Below are 15,766 nucleotides of genomic sequence, written 5' to 3' on the forward strand. Positions count from 1 at the left end.
GTCCAACTACCCGACACGCCCGCGATCGATGAACGCGGTCAACGCGTCCACCGTCGCGCCGGGCTGCTCGTCGGGGATGAAGTGGCCGGCCTCCGGAATGAAGGCACCGGTCGCGTTCTCCGCCCACGGGCCGATCGACGCGGCCATGTCGGGGATCGAGCCATGGGAACTGGAGACCCCCAGGACCGGGACGGTCGGCTTCCCTCGCTCAAGAGCCTCATGATTCCTGCGCGCCGACTCCGGCGCGTCGCGGTAGTAGGCGAGGGACGCCCGGAGTCCGCCCTCGGCCGCGATGGCGGCGGCGTAGTGGTCGATCTCCGAGCCGTCGAAGGCGTCCGGCAGCAGTGTCTTGGCCCGCAGGAACCATTCGACGTACTCGCGCTCGCGGCCGGTGAGGAGCGTCTCGGGCAGTTCTGGCACCAGGTGGAACGCGAAGTGCCAGGTCTTCCAGGCCCGTTCGGGATCCGTGGGGATCGAGTCCGGGAGGGTGATTCCGGGAATGCCGGCGTCGAGCAGGGCGACGCCGTGCAGGCGCTCCTCGTGCTTGAGCGCGAGCGAGAAGGCGACCCAGGCCCCGATGTCGTGGGCGACGAGCCAGTACTTCGGCACGTCGAGCGCGTCCAGCGCGGCCTGGACGTGCGAGGCGACGGTGTGGGTGTCGTAGTTCCCTTGAGGGCGTTCGGAGTGGCCCTGCCCCGGCAGGTCGAACGCGATCACGCGGAAGCGCTCGGCAAGGCCCGGCATCACCTTCCGCCAGGCCCACCAGGTCTGCGGGAACCCGGCGAGCAGCACGACGGTGGGACCGGCCGACCGGCCGCCTTCAACGGCGTGCAGCCGGATGCCCGCCGCGTCGACCCAGCGGTGGGTGAAACCCGCGAGGTCGTGCAGCGGCAGCCCGGGGAGCGGGTTCTGTTCGGGGGAGCGGCGGGAGCTGTTCGGGGCCATGGTCATGGCGGCGTCGTCGGTCATGCCTCGACCCTACGTCATCTTGAACTGATTAGTTCAAGATAGGATGGGCAGCGCCACAACGACTGGTCCGAGAACGAGGTGCATGCGTGATGGCCGGGAAGAAGCAGTTCGACGTGGGTGTCGTGCTCGACGCGGCGATGGTCCAGTTCTGGCGGGCCGGACACGCCGACACGTCGGTCGACGACCTCTCCAGGGCGACCGGCTTGAACCGCAGTTCCCTCTACTCCTCGTTCGGCGACAAGGACGCCCTCTACCTGCGCTGCCTGGACCGCTACGCCGCGCGGTACGGCGGCAGGTACGACCAGGCGCTTTCCTGTGCGGCCGAGGAACCGCTCCAGGCGGTACGGGCGTTCTTCGAGGTCACCCTGGAGCGCATCGCCGACCCCGACGTACCCGACGGATGTCTGATCGCCCAGACCGCGATGGCGTCACCGGTGCTCGGCCCCGCCATCGCCGCACGCGCGGGCGAAGCTCTGGGCTTGCAGCTCGCGCGGCTGCGGACCGCCTTGGGCGCCGCGGAGCTGGCCGAGGGCGAGGCCGACGACTTCGCGGTGCACCTCGCGGCGGTGAACCAGTCGCTGGCCGTGATGAGCAGGGCCGGGTCGAGCCGGAAGCAGCTCCGCGCGATCGTCGACATCAGCGTGGGCGCGCTGTCGCACGCCTTGAGCGCCCGGAGCCGGTGAACCCGCCGCGGCCGGACAGGCGTCAGGAGACGGGCGTCGAGGCGGCCGGCTCCGTGGCCGTGGTCCGGGAAGCCGGACCCGTGCCGCTGCGGGCGATACCGATGCCCGTGTATCCGCAGATCACCGCGAACACCGCGCCCAGGTAACAGAGGAAGGCGTAGGGCGCGTACGAGATCGTCGCCACGCCCAGCGTCGTCGACATGTACATCGCGGCCTCGCTCCAGGGGACCAGCGGCACCATCACCGTGCCGGAGTCCTCCAGGGTGCGGGAGAGGTTCTTGGGGGCGAGGCCCTTGTCGGCGTAGACCTGCTTGAAGCCCTCGCCGGGGATGAGGATCGTCAGGTACGAGGTGCCGGTGGCCAGCGCGACGCCGATCGACGACCCCACCGTCGCCAGGACGATGCCTCCGGTGCGGCGGACGCGGTGCAGCAGGCGTGTGATCAGAACGTCCATGAAGCCGGCTTCGGTGATGATGCCGGCGAACGCGAAGCCCGCGAGGCCGATGAGGACGACGCTCGTCATGGAGGAGAGTCCGCCACGGTCCAGGAGGGTTCGGGCCGTCTCCGGGATGGCTCCCGCGTCCCAGCCGTGCGCGGCGAGCATGTCGGAGCTGAAGCCCTCGGACGCGGCGGTGCTCAGTTCGGACAGCGAGAAGCCCTGCACCACGCCGCCCAGGATCGCGGCCACCACCGACGACAGGATGATCGTCGGCAGCGGCGGCTTGCGCAGCACCGCTCCCACGAGGACCACGAGGGGCGGCAGCAGGAGCAGCGGGCTGAAGGTGAACGCCTTGCCCAGGAAGCCGAGAAGCTCCTCCGTCTGCTTGCCCGCGCCGTGCGAGGAGCCCGTGTCCATGCCCAGGCCGAGGAAGAAGTAGGCGATCAGTGACACGACCGCGGCGGGCACCGTGGTGTACAGGAGGTGGCGGATGTGCTCGAAGAGGTTGGCGCCCGCGACGACCGGGGCGAGGTTGGTCGTGTCCGAAAGCGGTGACATCTTGTCGCCGAAGTAGGCACCCGCGACGATCGCTCCGGCCGTCATGGGCAGCGAGGCACCGAGGCCGCCCGCCACGCTGATGAGCGCGACGCCGACCGTGCCGACCGAGCCCCACGACGTTCCCGTGAGCGTGGAGACGACGACGGTGACCAGGAAGGACACCGGAAGTATCCAGTGGGGCTCGATCACTTGGAGCCCGAAGTCCACGACCATCGGGATGGTTCCGCTGATCATCCAGGTGCCGGTGAGCATGCCGATCGAGATCAGGATCAGCAGCGCGGGCATGGTCGAGTCGATCTTGCGGCGGATGCCGGTGAGCATCCGCTCCCAGGTCAGGCCGAACCACAGCGCGTACACCCCGGCGAAGCTGGAGGCGACGATGAGCAGGATCACGGGATCGAGGCCGAGCCAGACCGTGCCGACCACCAGCAGCGCGATCATGACGGCGATCGGGGCGAGGGCCTGGAGGAAGGTGGGGGTCCGGCGCGGCGCCGCGACCGGAGCGGTTTCGGGCATGGTTCGCTCTTTCCGGGGTGGTTGAGGGCAGGTCGGGGGTGGTTGAAGGCAGGTCAGGAGTGGTCGAGGGCAGGCCGGGCCGGGCCGCCGGGCATGCCGGGCGGCCGGAGACCTGCTCCGATGTCTGGGGTTGTGGGGTGTGTTCGGGGTGCGGAGCTCTTACGGTGTGCGCTTCGGCGGCGCGCCTTGGTGGGCCAACGGCTCGGGATTGCCCAGCAGTTGAGCCACGCGGTCCGTGGGCAGCGCGGGTGCGTGGTGTCCTCGAATGCCGGTCACAGGGTGCGCGGCGAACAGGGAGCCGAGGACGGCTTCCTCCGTCGCCTCGGCGACGGCCCGGAACATCAGGTCCATCAGGGGGCCGTCCTCGGCCAGGGCCGAGGTGCTGCGGACGGGCCCGGACGGTACGTGGGGTGTGCGGTGCGTCGTGGACCAGGCCAGGGCGTACTCGCCGCTGCCGTGCTGGATGATGCCGCCGGTGCGGGCAAGACCGACCGAGGCGCGCTTGGCGATGCGCCGCAGCTGGCGGGCGTCCGCCGGGGCGTCCGTGGCGACGAGCACGACACAGGAGCCGGCGCCACGGGCGAACTCGGCCTGCGCTTCGGCCTGTTGAGGTGTGACGTGGCGTCCGACCGGGGCGCCGAGCACCGTCAGGTCCGCCGCCCGCCCGAAGTTGGCGAGGACGAGGACGCCGACCGTGAAGCGGCTGCCGTCGCCGGTGTCCACGAGCCGTGAACTGGAACCGATGCCGGCCTTCCACCCGAAGGACACCATTCCGGTGCCCGCCCCGACGGCCCCTTCCGTCACGGGCCCTTCGGACGCCGAGGCCAGCGCGTCGAGGACATGACGCGGGCGTACGAGGAGCCCGCGGATGTCGTTGAGCCAGCCGTCGTTGCACTCCAGGACCACCGGGTTGACGGTGCCCGTGGAGACGCCGATCTCCGGGTGCTCGCGCAGCGCGTGCCGGGTCAGGCCCTCGAAGGCGGCCCCGACGCCGAGCGTGTTCGTCAGCGCCAACGGTGTTTCCAGGACGCCGAGTTCGACGACCTGGCTGAGTCCGGCGGCCTTGCCGAACCCGTTGACGACGTCCAGGCCGGCGGCCGGCTTGTGGCGGAACACGGAGCCGGGGGCGGGGACGACGACGGTCACGCCCGTCCGCGCCGGCTGCGCCTCGTCGTCGTGGTGGAGGGTGAGGTGCCCCACGCGGACACCCTGTACGTCGGTCAGGGAGTTCGAGGGGCCGGGCGGCAGCGTGCCCGGAGCGATCCCCAGCGCGCGAGGGCTCGGCCGGGGTGTCACGTCGCCTCCGCTCGGCGGGAGCGTCACGTCGCCTCCGCTCGGCCGGCGCGGCGGCGCGCGGGCGTGGCCCCCTCGCCCCGGTCCGCGCGGAGCGTGTCCGACTGGAGGGAGTGCAGCAACTCGGTCTCCACCAGGGAGAGATGCGCCTCCATCAGGCTCGCGGCGAGCTCGGGGTCGCCGTCCGCGACCGCCTCGGCCATCGCCTCGTGGTCGGACAGCGAGGCCTCCGTGTGGGCGGGCCGCGACACGAGCCCGCTGCGCAACACGATCACCTGCTGCTGCACCAGCCACACCTGCTCGGCGATCCGGGGGCTGTGCGCGGCCTCCATCAGCAGACGGTGGAAGTCGAGGTCGAGGTTGTACGGGAGTTTGCGGCCCGTCTCGCGCGCCGTGCGGGAGCGCACGCACACCTTGCGCAGGCGGGCCACCTCCTTGGGCTGCCTGCGGAGCGCGGCCAGGCGCGCCGCCCGGCATTCGAGCGCGGAGCGCAGCTCGAACAGGGCCGCCACGTCCTCGGGGCCCGCCGTCAGGACGGCGGCGCCCTTGTTGGGCACGTGCACCAGTAGCCCGTCGCTCACCAGCTGGCCGATGGCCTCGCGCAGCGGGCTGCGGCTGATGCCCAGATCGCGGGCGATCTCCACCTCGTTCAGTCGGGAGCCGGAGGGCAGCACACCGGTGAGGATCTGCTCGCGCAGCATCTCGACCACCTGTCCCGCCAGACGACGGTGGATCAGTCCGGTCACGGGAACCTCCGAGGGGCAAAGAGCGGGCGGTGTCGGCAGCGGGTGGCGTTGATCTGCCGAAACACGCTGCCAAAGTGTCGACAGACGTCAGTGGACAGCCGTCCCGAACCCCGTGTCAAGGCTTCTCGGCAACCGTCTTTCATGACGGACAACTGTCGACACTTGCCGCCGAAACTGATAACTGTCGACACTTGAAAGTCTGTGAGGCCCCCGTCCGGGGCCCGCACCACCGACCGTCGAAGGACACTCATGACTGCCGCAGCCCCCAGCACGTCCACGCCCGAGTCACCGGTTTCGCGGCCGGAGTGGCCCGTGCTCGCAGAGGTGTGGCGCGGTGACTTCCTGGAGTCCGTGCACCACGGCTCCGTCGTGGTTCTCGACGCGGACGGCGCCGCCGTACTGGCGGCAGGCCCCGTCGACAGCCCCATGTACCCGCGGTCGTCCAACAAGCCGCTCCAGACCGTCGGCATGCTCCGCGCGGGCCTCGACCTCGACGGCGAACTCCTCGCCCTCGCCTGCGCCAGCCACTCGGGCGAGGCATTCCACCTCGACGGGGTGCGCCGGATCCTCGCGGGATCGGGGCTGACCGAGGACGCCCTGCGGTGCACCGCGGCCCTGCCCATCGGCGCCGACGCGCAGCCCGCGCACCTCGCCGCGGGTCTCGGCCCCAGCCGGATCACGATGAACTGCTCGGGCAAGCACGCGGCGATGCTCGCCACCTGCGTGGCGGCCGGGTGGACCGTCGACGACTACCTCGACCCCGGCCACCCCCTGCAGCTCGCCCTGCGCGACGCCTTGGAGGACCTCGCGGGGGAGAAGTCGACAGCGGTCGGCGTCGACGGCTGCGGCGCCCCGCTGTTCGCGCTCACCCTCACCGGCCTGGCGCGCGCCTTCGCGAGGATCGCGGCCGCGGCCGACGGCACCCACGAGAAGCGGGTGGCGAAGGCGATGAACACCCACCCCGAGTACGTGGGCGGCACCGGCCGCGACGTCACCACCCTCATGCGGGCGCTCCCCGGCGTCGTCGCCAAGGACGGGGCGGAGGGCGTCTACGCCCTCGCCCGCCCGGACGGCTCCGCCGTCGCCCTCAAGATCGCGGACGGCGCGCAGCGGCCCCGCCCCGTGGTGATGACCGCCGCGCTGCGCCACCTCGGAGTCGACGTCGACTCCGATCCCCGACTGGCGGCGCTGACCGAGGCACCCGTCCTCGGGCACGGCGAACCGGTCGGGGCGGTGCGTCCGTCGGCTGTGCTCGCGGCCGCTCCGCGACAGGCGCTCGGAACCGTTCCGCAACAGGTGTGAACCGCCTGGCCAGGCGCCCCGTAGAGCCCGGTGTGCGCGGATGACTGTCCGCGGGTGATGCGGAGACGAGAAGAGGGGGCCATGTCGCGTATTCACATTCCGGTGGACGACCTCGCCGACACGATGGACGCGTTGCGGGACATCCGCGAACGGATCGGGAAGACCGCGAAGTTGGGCAACGTCGGTTCGGACGACGACGTGGGCGACTCCGGCCTGACCGGGGCCGTCAACGGCTTCGACTCGGCTTGGACGGCCGGACACGAACGGGTCCAGGACAACGTGGACACGTTCAAGGAAGCCGCGCAGGGCATCGTCGACAACTTCACCGACACCGACAACGAAGCTACGAAGGCACTGGATGACACCGCTTGAGACGCAGGACGGGGACGGGCGGCCGGGGTTGCTGCCGGTGGGCGAGCGGCCGGAGGGCGCCCCTGCGCGCTACACCCTGAAATACCCGTCCAGTTGGTCGCACCTCGACCTCGACCCGAACATCCGGGACGTGGCGATCCGGCGCCGCATCGAGGAGCAGGCGAAGGGCATCGAGGTCGACCGGGAGCAGGTGGACAGCCTGATCCGGGACACCCGCAGGAGCGCCCGCGAGGCCTACGCCCAAGGCGCCCTTCAGGTCGGCTACATGCTCGGGTTCCTCCGGGACGGCAGCACGCTGAACGCCACGGCGATGGTGCTGCGGGCCCGGATCCCCGACGGCGAGGCCACCGAGCTGACGCAGATGATGCTCGCCGCGGGCATGCGCAACAGCCGGACCTCCGTCGGCCGGCACTCCGAACTGAACCGGGTCGAGATCATGGAGCTGCCCGAGGTGGGCAGCGTGGGGCGGATGACCTCGATCGAGGACTTCGACTACTTCGGGCAGGCCACGGTCCGTACGGCCGTGCACCAGGTCGTGATCCCCGTGCCGTCCAGCCGGGAGCTGATGATCCTCGCCGGTACGACGCCCAACATCAGCCTGGCGGCAAAGTTCTTCGAGGTCTTCGACGCCATCGCCGGGACCTTCCGATTCCACGACTCGGAGGAACCAGAGGAACCCGAAGCCGCCGACACCGAGAACGGGAAGTGAGGTACCGCCATGCCACGGCCACCGCTGGCCGACTGGGAATCGGTGTTCGGCTTCTCGGAGGACCCGACACCGGGTGAGCCCGAGATCATCGAGAAGCTCGCCGCGGAGTACCGGTCCATCTCCCACGACGCCCAGTCCGCACACTCCGTCGTCGCCCGCCTGGACTCCGACGAGCTCGGTGAGGGCCGGTCCATGGAGAAGCTGCGGACCCAACTCGGCGAACTGCCCAAGCAGGTGGGCAAACTCCAGTCGTCCTACGAGGTGGCCGCCGACGCGGTCGCCGCGTACGCAGAGCGGCTCAAGGAGACCCAGGACCAGGCGGACCGGGCGCTGGACAAGGGCCGCGAGGCGAAGGAACGGCTCGACTCGGCCACCGATGTGGCGGCCGCGGCGAGCGCCCATGTGAAGCGCCTCGACAGCGCGGAGGCCCCGCCGCCCGACGACCAGGAGGCCCGCAGCAGCGCCCGGCGCGCGCTGGCCGACGCACGGGAGGCGGAGGGCGACGCCGCGCGGTCCGTCGAGTCGGCGGAGGCGGACCTGGAGGCCGCCCGAATGCTGGCCGTGGATGCGCAGGAGCTGCGCACGTCCGACGCGGGCGTCGCCAAGCGTGCGCTGGAGGACGCCGAGGGCGAGGCGGTCGAGGGCAAGAATTTCTGGGACCGGATCGGCGACCTCCTGAACACGATCTTCTCCGTCATCGGGACCGTCCTCGGTGTCATCGCCATGTTCATCAGCGGCCCGATCGGCGTCGCACTCGCGATCGGCTCGATGGTCTTCGGCGCGGTCTCGCTGGGCCTGACGATCGGGAAGGGATTCGATACAGGGAAGTGGGACATCCCGAGCCTCGTCCTGGGAACGGTGGGGCTCGCCGCGGGCGGGGTCTCCGTCCTCAAGAATTTCGCGGGCGTCGGCGGCCTGGGGAAGGTGACGGTCGGATTCGGGGACTGGATCAAGAACCTCTTCACGTGGAAGCCGACAGCGGTCTTCGTGAACGCGCCGCAGATCGAGCTGGACGTCCTCGCGGGGGCGGCCAGGGTCGTCGGCACCGAGACCAGGCTCGCCGCCCCCGCACCCTCGCTCGGCGTCCTGGAAGGCATCCTGGACGGCCTCGGCCTCGCCACCGGAATCGGCGGCCTCATCTGGGGTCTCGGACTTTCGGGACGGGTACCGGGGGGAATCGTGGAGGCGGGGACGTGAGGGCCTGAGGGCGCGCTGGTCGGACCAGCCTTCGCCCGTCCCGTGCCCCCTGCACCGGTGGCGTCGACCGGACCGATCCCGTCGACGCCACCGCCGTCTGCCTCGCTGTGCGCTGACGCTTACGCGACCGTGCGGATGAGCTTCTTGTTGACGAACTCCTCGATGCCCGGGCGGCCCAGCTCACGGCCGAAGCCGGAGCGCTTGACGCCACCGAAGGAGAGCTCCGCTCCCTCGGCACCGACACCGTTGATGAAGACCATGCCGGCCTCGATACGGTCCGCGACCCGCTGGGCCTGGTCGGCGTCGGTGGTGAAGACGTAAGAACCGAGGCCGTACGGCGTGTCGTTGGCGATCCGCAGGGCGTCGTCCTCGTCGGCGGCCTTGAAGACCATGGCGACGGGGCCGAACAGCTCCTGGCGGGCCGTGGCGTGCTCGGTGGTCAGTCCGGTGAGGACGCCCGCCGGGTAGTGGGCGCCGTCGCGCTTGCCCTCGGTGTGCAGCGTGGCGCCCTCGGCGACGGCCGCCGCCACCTGGCGCTCCAGGTTGTCGGCCGCGGCCACGGAGGACAGCGGGGCGCCGGACTGGCGTGCGAGGAGCTGGGCGGCGAACTTCTCCACGAACGCGTCGTACAGGTCGGAGACGACGACGAAGCGCTTGGCGGCGTTGCAGGCCTGGCCGGTGTTGTCGAGGCGGGCGGCGACCGCGGACTCCACGACGGCGTCGAGGTCGTCGGCGGACAGCACGACGAACGGGTCGGAACCGCCCAGCTCGAGGACGACCTTCTTCAGGTTCCGCCCGGCGATCTCGGCGACCGCGGCCCCTGCCCGCTCGGAACCGGTGAGCGAGACACCCTGGACGCGCGGGTCGGCGATGACATCGGCGATCTGCTCGTTGGTGGCGTAGACATTGACGTACGCGCCGGCGGGGAAGCCCGCCTCGCCGCACAGCTTCTCCAGGAGCGCCGCCGTGGCGGGACACTGCGGGGCGTGCTTGAGGACGATGGTGTTGCCGATGGCGAGGTTCGGGGCGGCGAACCGGGCGACCTGGTAGGCGGGGAAGTTCCACGGCATGATGCCGAGGAGCACGCCGACCGGGCTGCGGCGGACGACCGCGCGGCCGGGACCGGAGGTCACGTTCACCGTCTCGTCGGCGAGGTACTCCTCGGCGTGGTCGGCGTAGTAGTGGTAGATGTCCACACAGAAGTCGACCTCACCCTCCGCCTCGTCGCGCGGCTTGCCCATCTCGCGCACGATGCTGTCCGCCAGCTCGGTGCGGTGCTCGGCGTGCAGATCGCCGAGGCGGCGCAGCAGCGCGGCACGCTCGGCCACGCTGCTGGTGCGCCCCCACGCTGTGGCCTGGTGCGCGGCGTCGACGGCCGCGGTCACCTCGGCGTCGGTGGCGGTGGGGTAGGTCTCGACGAGCTCGCCGGTGGCCGGGTCGGTGACTGCGTACATCGGATCTCCAGAAGAGTGCGAGGGGGCAGGGATCCAGGGCCTGTCGTTCGGACCAGGTCCCGGGTCGGCACGCGGTCCTCACATGCCGCGAGGCCGACTGGTGAGAACCCTACGGCTCCGCGGCGGTGTGCACGCCGGCGGGCGACTCGAGGCCACCCATCACGGCCGCCGCCGCGCCGTCCGGGAGCAACCGCGGATCATGGGCCTGTAATTTGCCGTCCACGGGCGCATCGTCCATGGGTGCACCACCCACGGGTGCAGCGTCCGTCGCCACGACCGCCCGCAGGACCGCACAGCACCGCATTCGTCACGCACCGCAGGAGGACCCCATGAAACGCCGGCTGCCCCAGATCTCCGAGCTGCGCCCCCTGCTGAAGTTCGACGGGTTCAACCCCGACAGGCGTGCCGCCCGGCTGGGCAAGGCCGCCGACGTGTGGGACCTTCGCGCGATAGCCAGGCGACGTACACCCCGCCCCGCGTTCGACTACGTGGACGGCGCGGCGCAGCGGGAGTTGACGGTGCGTCGGGCGCGCAGGGCGTTCGACGACGTCGTGCTCCTGCCGCGCATCCTGCACGGGACCGAGAAGGTGGACCTGAGCACCCGGATCGCGGGCGCGTCCTCCCAACTGCCGTTCGGGATCGCGCCCACCGGGTTCACGCGCTTCATGCACGCCGAGGGCGAGGACGCCGGAGCCGCGGCGGCCGCGGCGGCGGGCATTCCGTTCTCCCTGTCGACCATGGGCACCCGCTCGCTCGAACACGTCGCCGCCACCGCACCGGACGGGCGCCGCTGGTTCCAGCTGTACCTCTGGAAGGACCGGCAGAAGTCGCTCGACCTCCTGAAGCGGGCCACGGCGAGCGGCTTCGACACGCTCCTGGTCACCGTGGACACCCCGGTGGCCGGGCAGCGGCTGCGCGACGCCCGCAACGGCATGGTGATCCCGCCGAGGCTCACCCTCAAGACCGTGCTCGACGCCTCGTACCGGCCCGAGTGGTGGTTCAACTTCCTCACCACCGACCCGCTCGGCTTCGCGTCGCTGTCCGGTACGAGCCAGGACCTGCCGACGCTCATCAACTCGATGTTCGACCCGACCCTGTCGATCGAGGACCTGGAGTGGATCCGGTCCCAGTGGCCGGGGAAGCTGTTCGTCAAGGGCGTCCTCACCGCCGAGGACACACGCCGCTCGCTCGACGCGGGCGCCGACGGCCTCGTCGTGTCCAACCACGGCGGACGCCAACTCGACCGCGCACCCGTCTCGTTCCACGCCCTGCCCGAGGTACGGGCAGAGGCCGGCGAGGACGTGGAGATCATCCTCGACTCCGGCATCATGTCCGGCGCCGACATCGTCGCCGCCCTCTGCGCCGGCGCCGACTTCACCCTCATCGGACGCGCCTATCTGTACGGGCTGATGGCCGGCGGCCGCGAAGGTGTGTCGCGAGCCGTCGAACTGCTCGCCAGGGAGATCGAGGTGACCATGCAGCTCATCGGGGCCGCGACGATCGCCGACCTCGGACCGCATCTGCTGCGCACGAGTCATACAGGCTGACGCGGGGGCCCGCCGACGGTGACGGTGATGGGGATCCGGGCGGACATCACCGGCCACCGTCGGACGGGCAGCCGCAGAAGAGGCGTACGGGGCAGCCTCGGACAGCCGGCTCAGACGCCCGGCTTGGGCTCCGGCTCAGCCTGCGTGGTGAGGAGTGCGGTGATCTCCTCGGCGAGGTCCGTGCCGAGTTCGCCCCAGCCGGCCTTGTATCCGTAGACACTCGCCAGCGTACGGGCGTCGTAGTCGCCGTTCATGATGTCGATGTCGTCGGGCGTGATGAGCGACGGGTGGGCCACGCCGACCGCGCCCGACACCTTCAGCAACTCCTTGCGCAGCGTGCGCAGATACATGGCGGCACGGTTGGCCTTCGACGGTGCGTCCACGCCCCGCACCAGCCAGGGGTCCTGGGTGGCGATGCCGGTGGGGCACTTGTCGGTGTGGCACTTCTGCGCCTGGATGCACCCTATGGACAACATCGCCTCGCGGGCCACGTTGATCATGTCGACGCCCAGGGCGAAGGCGACCGCGGCGTTCTCGGGCAGGCCGAGCTTGCCGGAGCCGATGAAGGTGAGCTTGTCGGTCAGGCCACGTTCCGCGAACGTGCTGTAGACGCGCGAGAAGCCCATCCGGAACGGCAGCGACACCGAGTCGCTGAAGATCAGGGGAGCGGCGCCGGTGCCACCCTCCCCGCCGTCGATGGTCACGAAGTCGACGCCGCGGTCACCGCGCGCCATCAGGGTGGCGAGCTCCTCCCAGAAGCTCATCTCGCCGACCGCGCTCTTGATGCCGACCGGGAGCCCGGTCTCGGTGGCGAGCAGCTCAACGAAGTCCAGCAGCGAGTCCACGTCGTGGAACGCGGTGTGCCGCGAGGGCGAGGCGCAGTCCTTGCCCGCCGGGATGCCGCGGATCTCGGCGATCTCGGGGGTCACCTTCGCACCGGGCAGCATCCCGCCGAGCCCCGGCTTGGCGCCTTGCGAGAGCTTGATCTCCAGCGCCTTGACGGGAGCGCTCTCGACGACGGCCTTGAGCTTGTCGAGGTTGAACGTGCCGTCCTCGTTGCGGCAGCCGAAGTACGACGTGCCGATCTGGAGGATCAGGTCACCGCCGCTGCGGTGGTACGAGGAGAGGCCGCCCTCACCGGTGTTGTGCATGGTTCCGGCCAGCGCGGCGCCCTTGTTGAGCGCCGTGATCGCCGCGCCGGACAGCGAACCGAAGCTCATCGCCGAGATGTTCACGACGCTCGCCGGCCGGAACGCCTTGGCGCGCCCGCGCGGCCCGCCGAGCACCTTCGCCGAGGGCAGCGGGGCCTGCGGGTCGTGCAGGTCGGGGAGCGGCCCGGCGAACGTGCGCTGCTTGACGTACGCGTGGCCCTGCACGTGCTCGACGTCGTTGTCGGTGCCGAACCCGAAGTAGTTGTTCTCCTCCTTCGCCGACGCGTAGATCCAGCTGCGCTGGTCACGGCTGAAGGGACGCTCCTCGTCGTTGGACGTCACGACGTACTGGCGCAGCTCAGGGCCGATCGTCTCCAGCAGGTACCGGGCGTGCCCGATCACGGGGAAGTTCCGCAGCAGTGCGTGCTTCTTCTGCACGAGGTCGCGGGCGGCGACCACCGCCAACGCGGTGGCGGCCGCCGCACCGATGTTCCGAGCACGCATGACGTTCCTCTCCTCGACTGCCCGATACCGCCCGACGTCGAACTCGGCCGGTGAGGCTCGGGCGTTCGACGGCGAAGCGCCACCTGATCGTAGAGGTCGAGGATCAAGGAGGGCGGGCCCGGGGGAGCTGCCGGAGCGTCAGCGGGGCACTTCGCCTGTCACAGCTCTTGTATTGCTTGAACCTGCAACCTACTTTGAAGGCGCTCCGGTGCTCTATCGCTTCACAGCATGAAGACGTGGCCCTCCGCTGCCGCCGCCCGTCACACGGCGAATCGGCTGCAAGAGGCCCTGCACGGCCCTGTACGCGCTCAAGTGGACCTCGATGGAGAGGAACGCATGCGTTCACACAATCACCCCACGGGCGGCCGGCGAAGACTGGCCCTCGGGGCCGCCGTCACCACCGTCGCCGCCCTCGTCGCCCAGCCGGGCATGCTCACCGCACCGGCCGGCGCCCACGGGAAACCGTCCGCTCAGCCCCGCCTGGAATCACGCGACGTACCGATCCTGGCCAAGGACGGCATCCGCTTCCGCGACCTCAACCGCGACGGCCGCCTCACCCCCTACGAGGACTGGCGGTTGAGCGCCACCGCCCGCGCCCGCGACCTGCTGTCCCGGATGACCCTGGAGGAGAAGGCGGGCCTCCTCGTCCACGGCAACCTCCCCACATCGGGCGACGGCTACGACCCGGCCGCGACGGCCCAACTGGTCGGCGACCGCCACGTCACCACCGCCATCACCCGCCTGTCGAAGTCCCCGGAGAAGGTCGCCGCGGCCAACAACAGCGTGCAGGCGATCGCCGAGAAGCAACGCCTCGGCATCCCCGCCGTGATCTCCACCGACCCGCGCAACGGGTTCTCCGTGGTCGAGGGCCAGACCGTCGCCGGCGCGGGCACGACGGCCATGCCCGACGCCATCGGCATCGCCGCCGCCCACAACACCCGGCTCACCGGGCGGCTCGGTGACATCGTCCGCCGCGAGTACCGCGCCGTGGGCATCACCGAAGGCCTGTCGCCGCAGGCCGACATAGCCACCGAGCCCCGCTGGACCCGCATCGACGGCACCTTCGGCTCGGACCCGGAGAGCGCGGGCCGCCAAGTGAACGCCTACGTCAAGGGAATGCAGCACGGCGCCGACGGCCTCGGCCCCGACAGCGCGGCCACCGTCACGAAACACTGGGTGGGCTACGGCGCCCAGGCGAACGGCTACGACAGCCACTACTACTACGGCCGCTACGCCACGTTCCCCGGCAAGAACTTCGCCGACCACATCACGCCGTTCAAGGGCGCGTTCGCCGCGCACACCTCCGGCATCATGCCCACGTACTCGATCCTCAAGGACCTCACGTACAAGGGCCACAAGCTGGACCAGGTCGGCGCGGGCTTCAACTCGTACCTCCTGAACGACTTTCTGCGCGGCACCTACAAGTTCGACGGTGTCATCGTCTCGGACTGGGGCATCACCGGCGACTGCCCGCAGCAGTGCCTCGACAACCGGCCCCCGGCGTCCTTCATCGGACCGTGGGGCGTCGGCATGCCGTGGGGCGTCGAGACCCGATCGATCCTCCAGCGCACGGCGCTCACTCTCAACGCCGGCGTCGACCAGATCGGCGGCAGCGACCAACCCTCGTACGTCGTCCAGGCCGTACGGCAGAAGCTGGTCGGCGAGCAGCGGGTGAACGAGGCGGCCCGCCGCGTGCTGGAGCAGAAATTCCGCCTCGGCCTGTTCGAGCACCCGTACGTGAACGAAGAGGCGGCCGGACGCCTGGTCGGCAACGCCGCATTCCAGGCGATTGGTGACAAGGCCCAGTCCGACTCCCTCACCCTCCTCAAGAACAGCGACCGAACCCTGCCCGCGCGCGGCGACCGGGTCCGCACCGTCTACCTGCACGGCGTCTCCGCCGACGAGGCGAAGGCACGCGGCCTGAAGGTGGTCGACGACCCGGCCGACGCCGACCTGGCGGTGGTCCGACTCGCGGACCCCAGGGCCGGCTCCGACCTCACGGGCCTGGAATTCCCCACCTCCGACCCCGCGTACCAGGCCCTGCGCAAGGCCGCGTCCACCGGCACCCCGACGGTCGCCGTCCCCAAACTGACCCGCCCCCTGATCCTGACCAACATCACCCGCACCGCCGACGCGGTCCTGGCCAACTTCGGCGTCTCCGACACCGTCCTGCTCGACACGATCTTCGGCGCCCGGACCCCGAACGGCAGACTCCCCTTCGAGCTGCCGTCCTCGATGAAGGAGGTGGAGGCGCAGCGGGGCGACGTACCCGACGACACGGCGCATCCGCTGTACGAGCGGGGGTTCGGACTCAGGTACCGGTGAC

The 15,766-nt window shown here is 70.7% G+C and carries 13 protein-coding genes; 7 read left to right on the forward strand and 6 right to left on the reverse strand.

Translation table 11 applies throughout. The annotated features are described in order from the left end of the window. Window positions 1–6: 6 nt before the first annotated feature. Window positions 7–969, reverse strand: coding sequence for an alpha/beta fold hydrolase (locus tag ACOKM3_RS37700; RefSeq protein ID WP_426905758.1), 963 nt, complete (start codon window positions 967–969; stop codon window positions 7–9). Between the two features lie 89 nt (window positions 970–1,058). Between ACOKM3_RS37700 and ACOKM3_RS37705 the strand changes: the two genes are divergently transcribed. Beyond that, a complete protein-coding gene (locus ACOKM3_RS37705; protein ID WP_426905759.1) occupies window positions 1,059–1,652 on the forward strand; it encodes a TetR/AcrR family transcriptional regulator in 594 nt (197 codons plus the stop codon). 22 nt (window positions 1,653–1,674) lie between these two features. Here the strand turns inward: ACOKM3_RS37705 and nhaC are convergent, their stop codons facing one another. The 3 genes from nhaC to ACOKM3_RS37720 form a co-directional block, all read right to left on the reverse strand. Further along, window positions 1,675–3,165: a Na+/H+ antiporter NhaC gene (gene nhaC, locus ACOKM3_RS37710; RefSeq protein WP_426905760.1), complete on the reverse strand. Its 1,491-nt coding sequence runs from the start codon at window positions 3,163–3,165 to the stop codon at window positions 1,675–1,677. Window positions 3,166–3,324: 159 nt separating this feature from the next. Further along, window positions 3,325–4,488 carry a DmpA family aminopeptidase gene (locus ACOKM3_RS37715; protein WP_426905761.1) on the reverse strand — a complete coding sequence of 388 codons (1,164 nt, stop codon included), beginning with the start codon at window positions 4,486–4,488 and terminating at the stop codon, window positions 3,325–3,327. After that, window positions 4,485–5,204, reverse strand: coding sequence for a GntR family transcriptional regulator (locus tag ACOKM3_RS37720; protein ID WP_426905762.1), 720 nt, complete (start codon window positions 5,202–5,204; stop codon window positions 4,485–4,487). Before ACOKM3_RS37720 ends, ACOKM3_RS37715 begins: the two co-directional genes overlap by 4 nt. 249 nt (window positions 5,205–5,453) lie before the next feature. Between ACOKM3_RS37720 and ACOKM3_RS37725 the strand changes: the two genes are divergently transcribed. From ACOKM3_RS37725 to ACOKM3_RS37740, 4 genes are all read left to right on the forward strand, one after another. After that, a complete protein-coding gene (locus ACOKM3_RS37725; protein WP_426905763.1) occupies window positions 5,454–6,506 on the forward strand; it encodes an asparaginase in 1,053 nt (350 codons plus the stop codon). Between the two features lie 81 nt (window positions 6,507–6,587). Then, complete coding sequence (locus ACOKM3_RS37730; RefSeq protein ID WP_426905764.1) at window positions 6,588–6,878, forward strand: hypothetical protein; 291 nt, start codon at window positions 6,588–6,590, stop codon at window positions 6,876–6,878. Next, entirely contained in the window at window positions 6,865–7,587 is a 723-nt protein-coding gene (locus tag ACOKM3_RS37735; protein WP_426905765.1) for a hypothetical protein, read from the forward strand. Before ACOKM3_RS37730 ends, ACOKM3_RS37735 begins: the two co-directional genes overlap by 14 nt. 9 nt (window positions 7,588–7,596) lie before the next feature. Then, a complete protein-coding gene (locus tag ACOKM3_RS37740) occupies window positions 7,597–8,784 on the forward strand; it encodes a putative T7SS-secreted protein (protein WP_426905766.1) in 1,188 nt (395 codons plus the stop codon). A gap of 119 nt (window positions 8,785–8,903) precedes the next feature. Here ACOKM3_RS37740 and ACOKM3_RS37745 read toward each other — a convergent pair whose 3' ends face one another. After that, window positions 8,904–10,238 (reverse strand): NAD-dependent succinate-semialdehyde dehydrogenase, encoded by a 1,335-nt coding sequence (locus tag ACOKM3_RS37745; RefSeq protein WP_426905767.1) that lies wholly within the window; start codon window positions 10,236–10,238, stop codon window positions 8,904–8,906. A gap of 329 nt (window positions 10,239–10,567) precedes the next feature. On the opposite strand from ACOKM3_RS37745, the gene ACOKM3_RS37750 reads away from it, so the two are divergent. After that, the gene (locus ACOKM3_RS37750) at window positions 10,568–11,785 is read left to right on the forward strand and encodes an alpha-hydroxy acid oxidase (RefSeq protein WP_426905768.1); all 1,218 of its coding nucleotides are present in this window, start codon (window positions 10,568–10,570) and stop codon (window positions 11,783–11,785) included. Between the two features lie 110 nt (window positions 11,786–11,895). Here ACOKM3_RS37750 and ACOKM3_RS37755 read toward each other — a convergent pair whose 3' ends face one another. Further along, window positions 11,896–13,440: an FMN-binding glutamate synthase family protein gene (locus ACOKM3_RS37755; RefSeq protein ID WP_426905769.1), complete on the reverse strand. Its 1,545-nt coding sequence runs from the start codon at window positions 13,438–13,440 to the stop codon at window positions 11,896–11,898. A gap of 336 nt (window positions 13,441–13,776) precedes the next feature. On the opposite strand from ACOKM3_RS37755, the gene ACOKM3_RS37760 reads away from it, so the two are divergent. Beyond that, window positions 13,777–15,765, forward strand: coding sequence for a glycoside hydrolase family 3 protein (locus ACOKM3_RS37760; protein ID WP_426905770.1), 1,989 nt, complete (start codon window positions 13,777–13,779; stop codon window positions 15,763–15,765). The last annotated feature ends 1 nt before the right edge of the window (window position 15,766 follow it).

Origin of the sequence: Streptomyces nidicola, from assembly GCF_050106155.1 — a bacterium.
Taxonomy (GTDB): Bacteria; Actinomycetota; Actinomycetes; order Streptomycetales; family Streptomycetaceae; genus Streptomyces.

Coding starts and splice junctions, on each gene's coding strand:
- ACOKM3_RS37700 (WP_426905758.1), bottom strand. CDS start 969: ATGACCGACGACGCCGCCATGACCATGGCCCCGAACAGCTCCCGCCGC.
- ACOKM3_RS37705 (WP_426905759.1), top strand. CDS start 1,059: ATGGCCGGGAAGAAGCAGTTCGACGTGGGTGTCGTGCTCGACGCGGCG.
- nhaC (WP_426905760.1), bottom strand. CDS start 3,165: ATGCCCGAAACCGCTCCGGTCGCGGCGCCGCGCCGGACCCCCACCTTC.
- ACOKM3_RS37725 (WP_426905763.1), top strand. CDS start 5,454: ATGACTGCCGCAGCCCCCAGCACGTCCACGCCCGAGTCACCGGTTTCG.
- ACOKM3_RS37730 (WP_426905764.1), top strand. CDS start 6,588: ATGTCGCGTATTCACATTCCGGTGGACGACCTCGCCGACACGATGGAC.
- ACOKM3_RS37735 (WP_426905765.1), top strand. CDS start 6,865: ATGACACCGCTTGAGACGCAGGACGGGGACGGGCGGCCGGGGTTGCTG.
- ACOKM3_RS37740 (WP_426905766.1), top strand. CDS start 7,597: ATGCCACGGCCACCGCTGGCCGACTGGGAATCGGTGTTCGGCTTCTCG.
- ACOKM3_RS37745 (WP_426905767.1), bottom strand. CDS start 10,238: ATGTACGCAGTCACCGACCCGGCCACCGGCGAGCTCGTCGAGACCTAC.
- ACOKM3_RS37750 (WP_426905768.1), top strand. CDS start 10,568: ATGAAACGCCGGCTGCCCCAGATCTCCGAGCTGCGCCCCCTGCTGAAG.
- ACOKM3_RS37755 (WP_426905769.1), bottom strand. CDS start 13,440: ATGCGTGCTCGGAACATCGGTGCGGCGGCCGCCACCGCGTTGGCGGTG.
- ACOKM3_RS37760 (WP_426905770.1), top strand. CDS start 13,777: ATGCGTTCACACAATCACCCCACGGGCGGCCGGCGAAGACTGGCCCTC.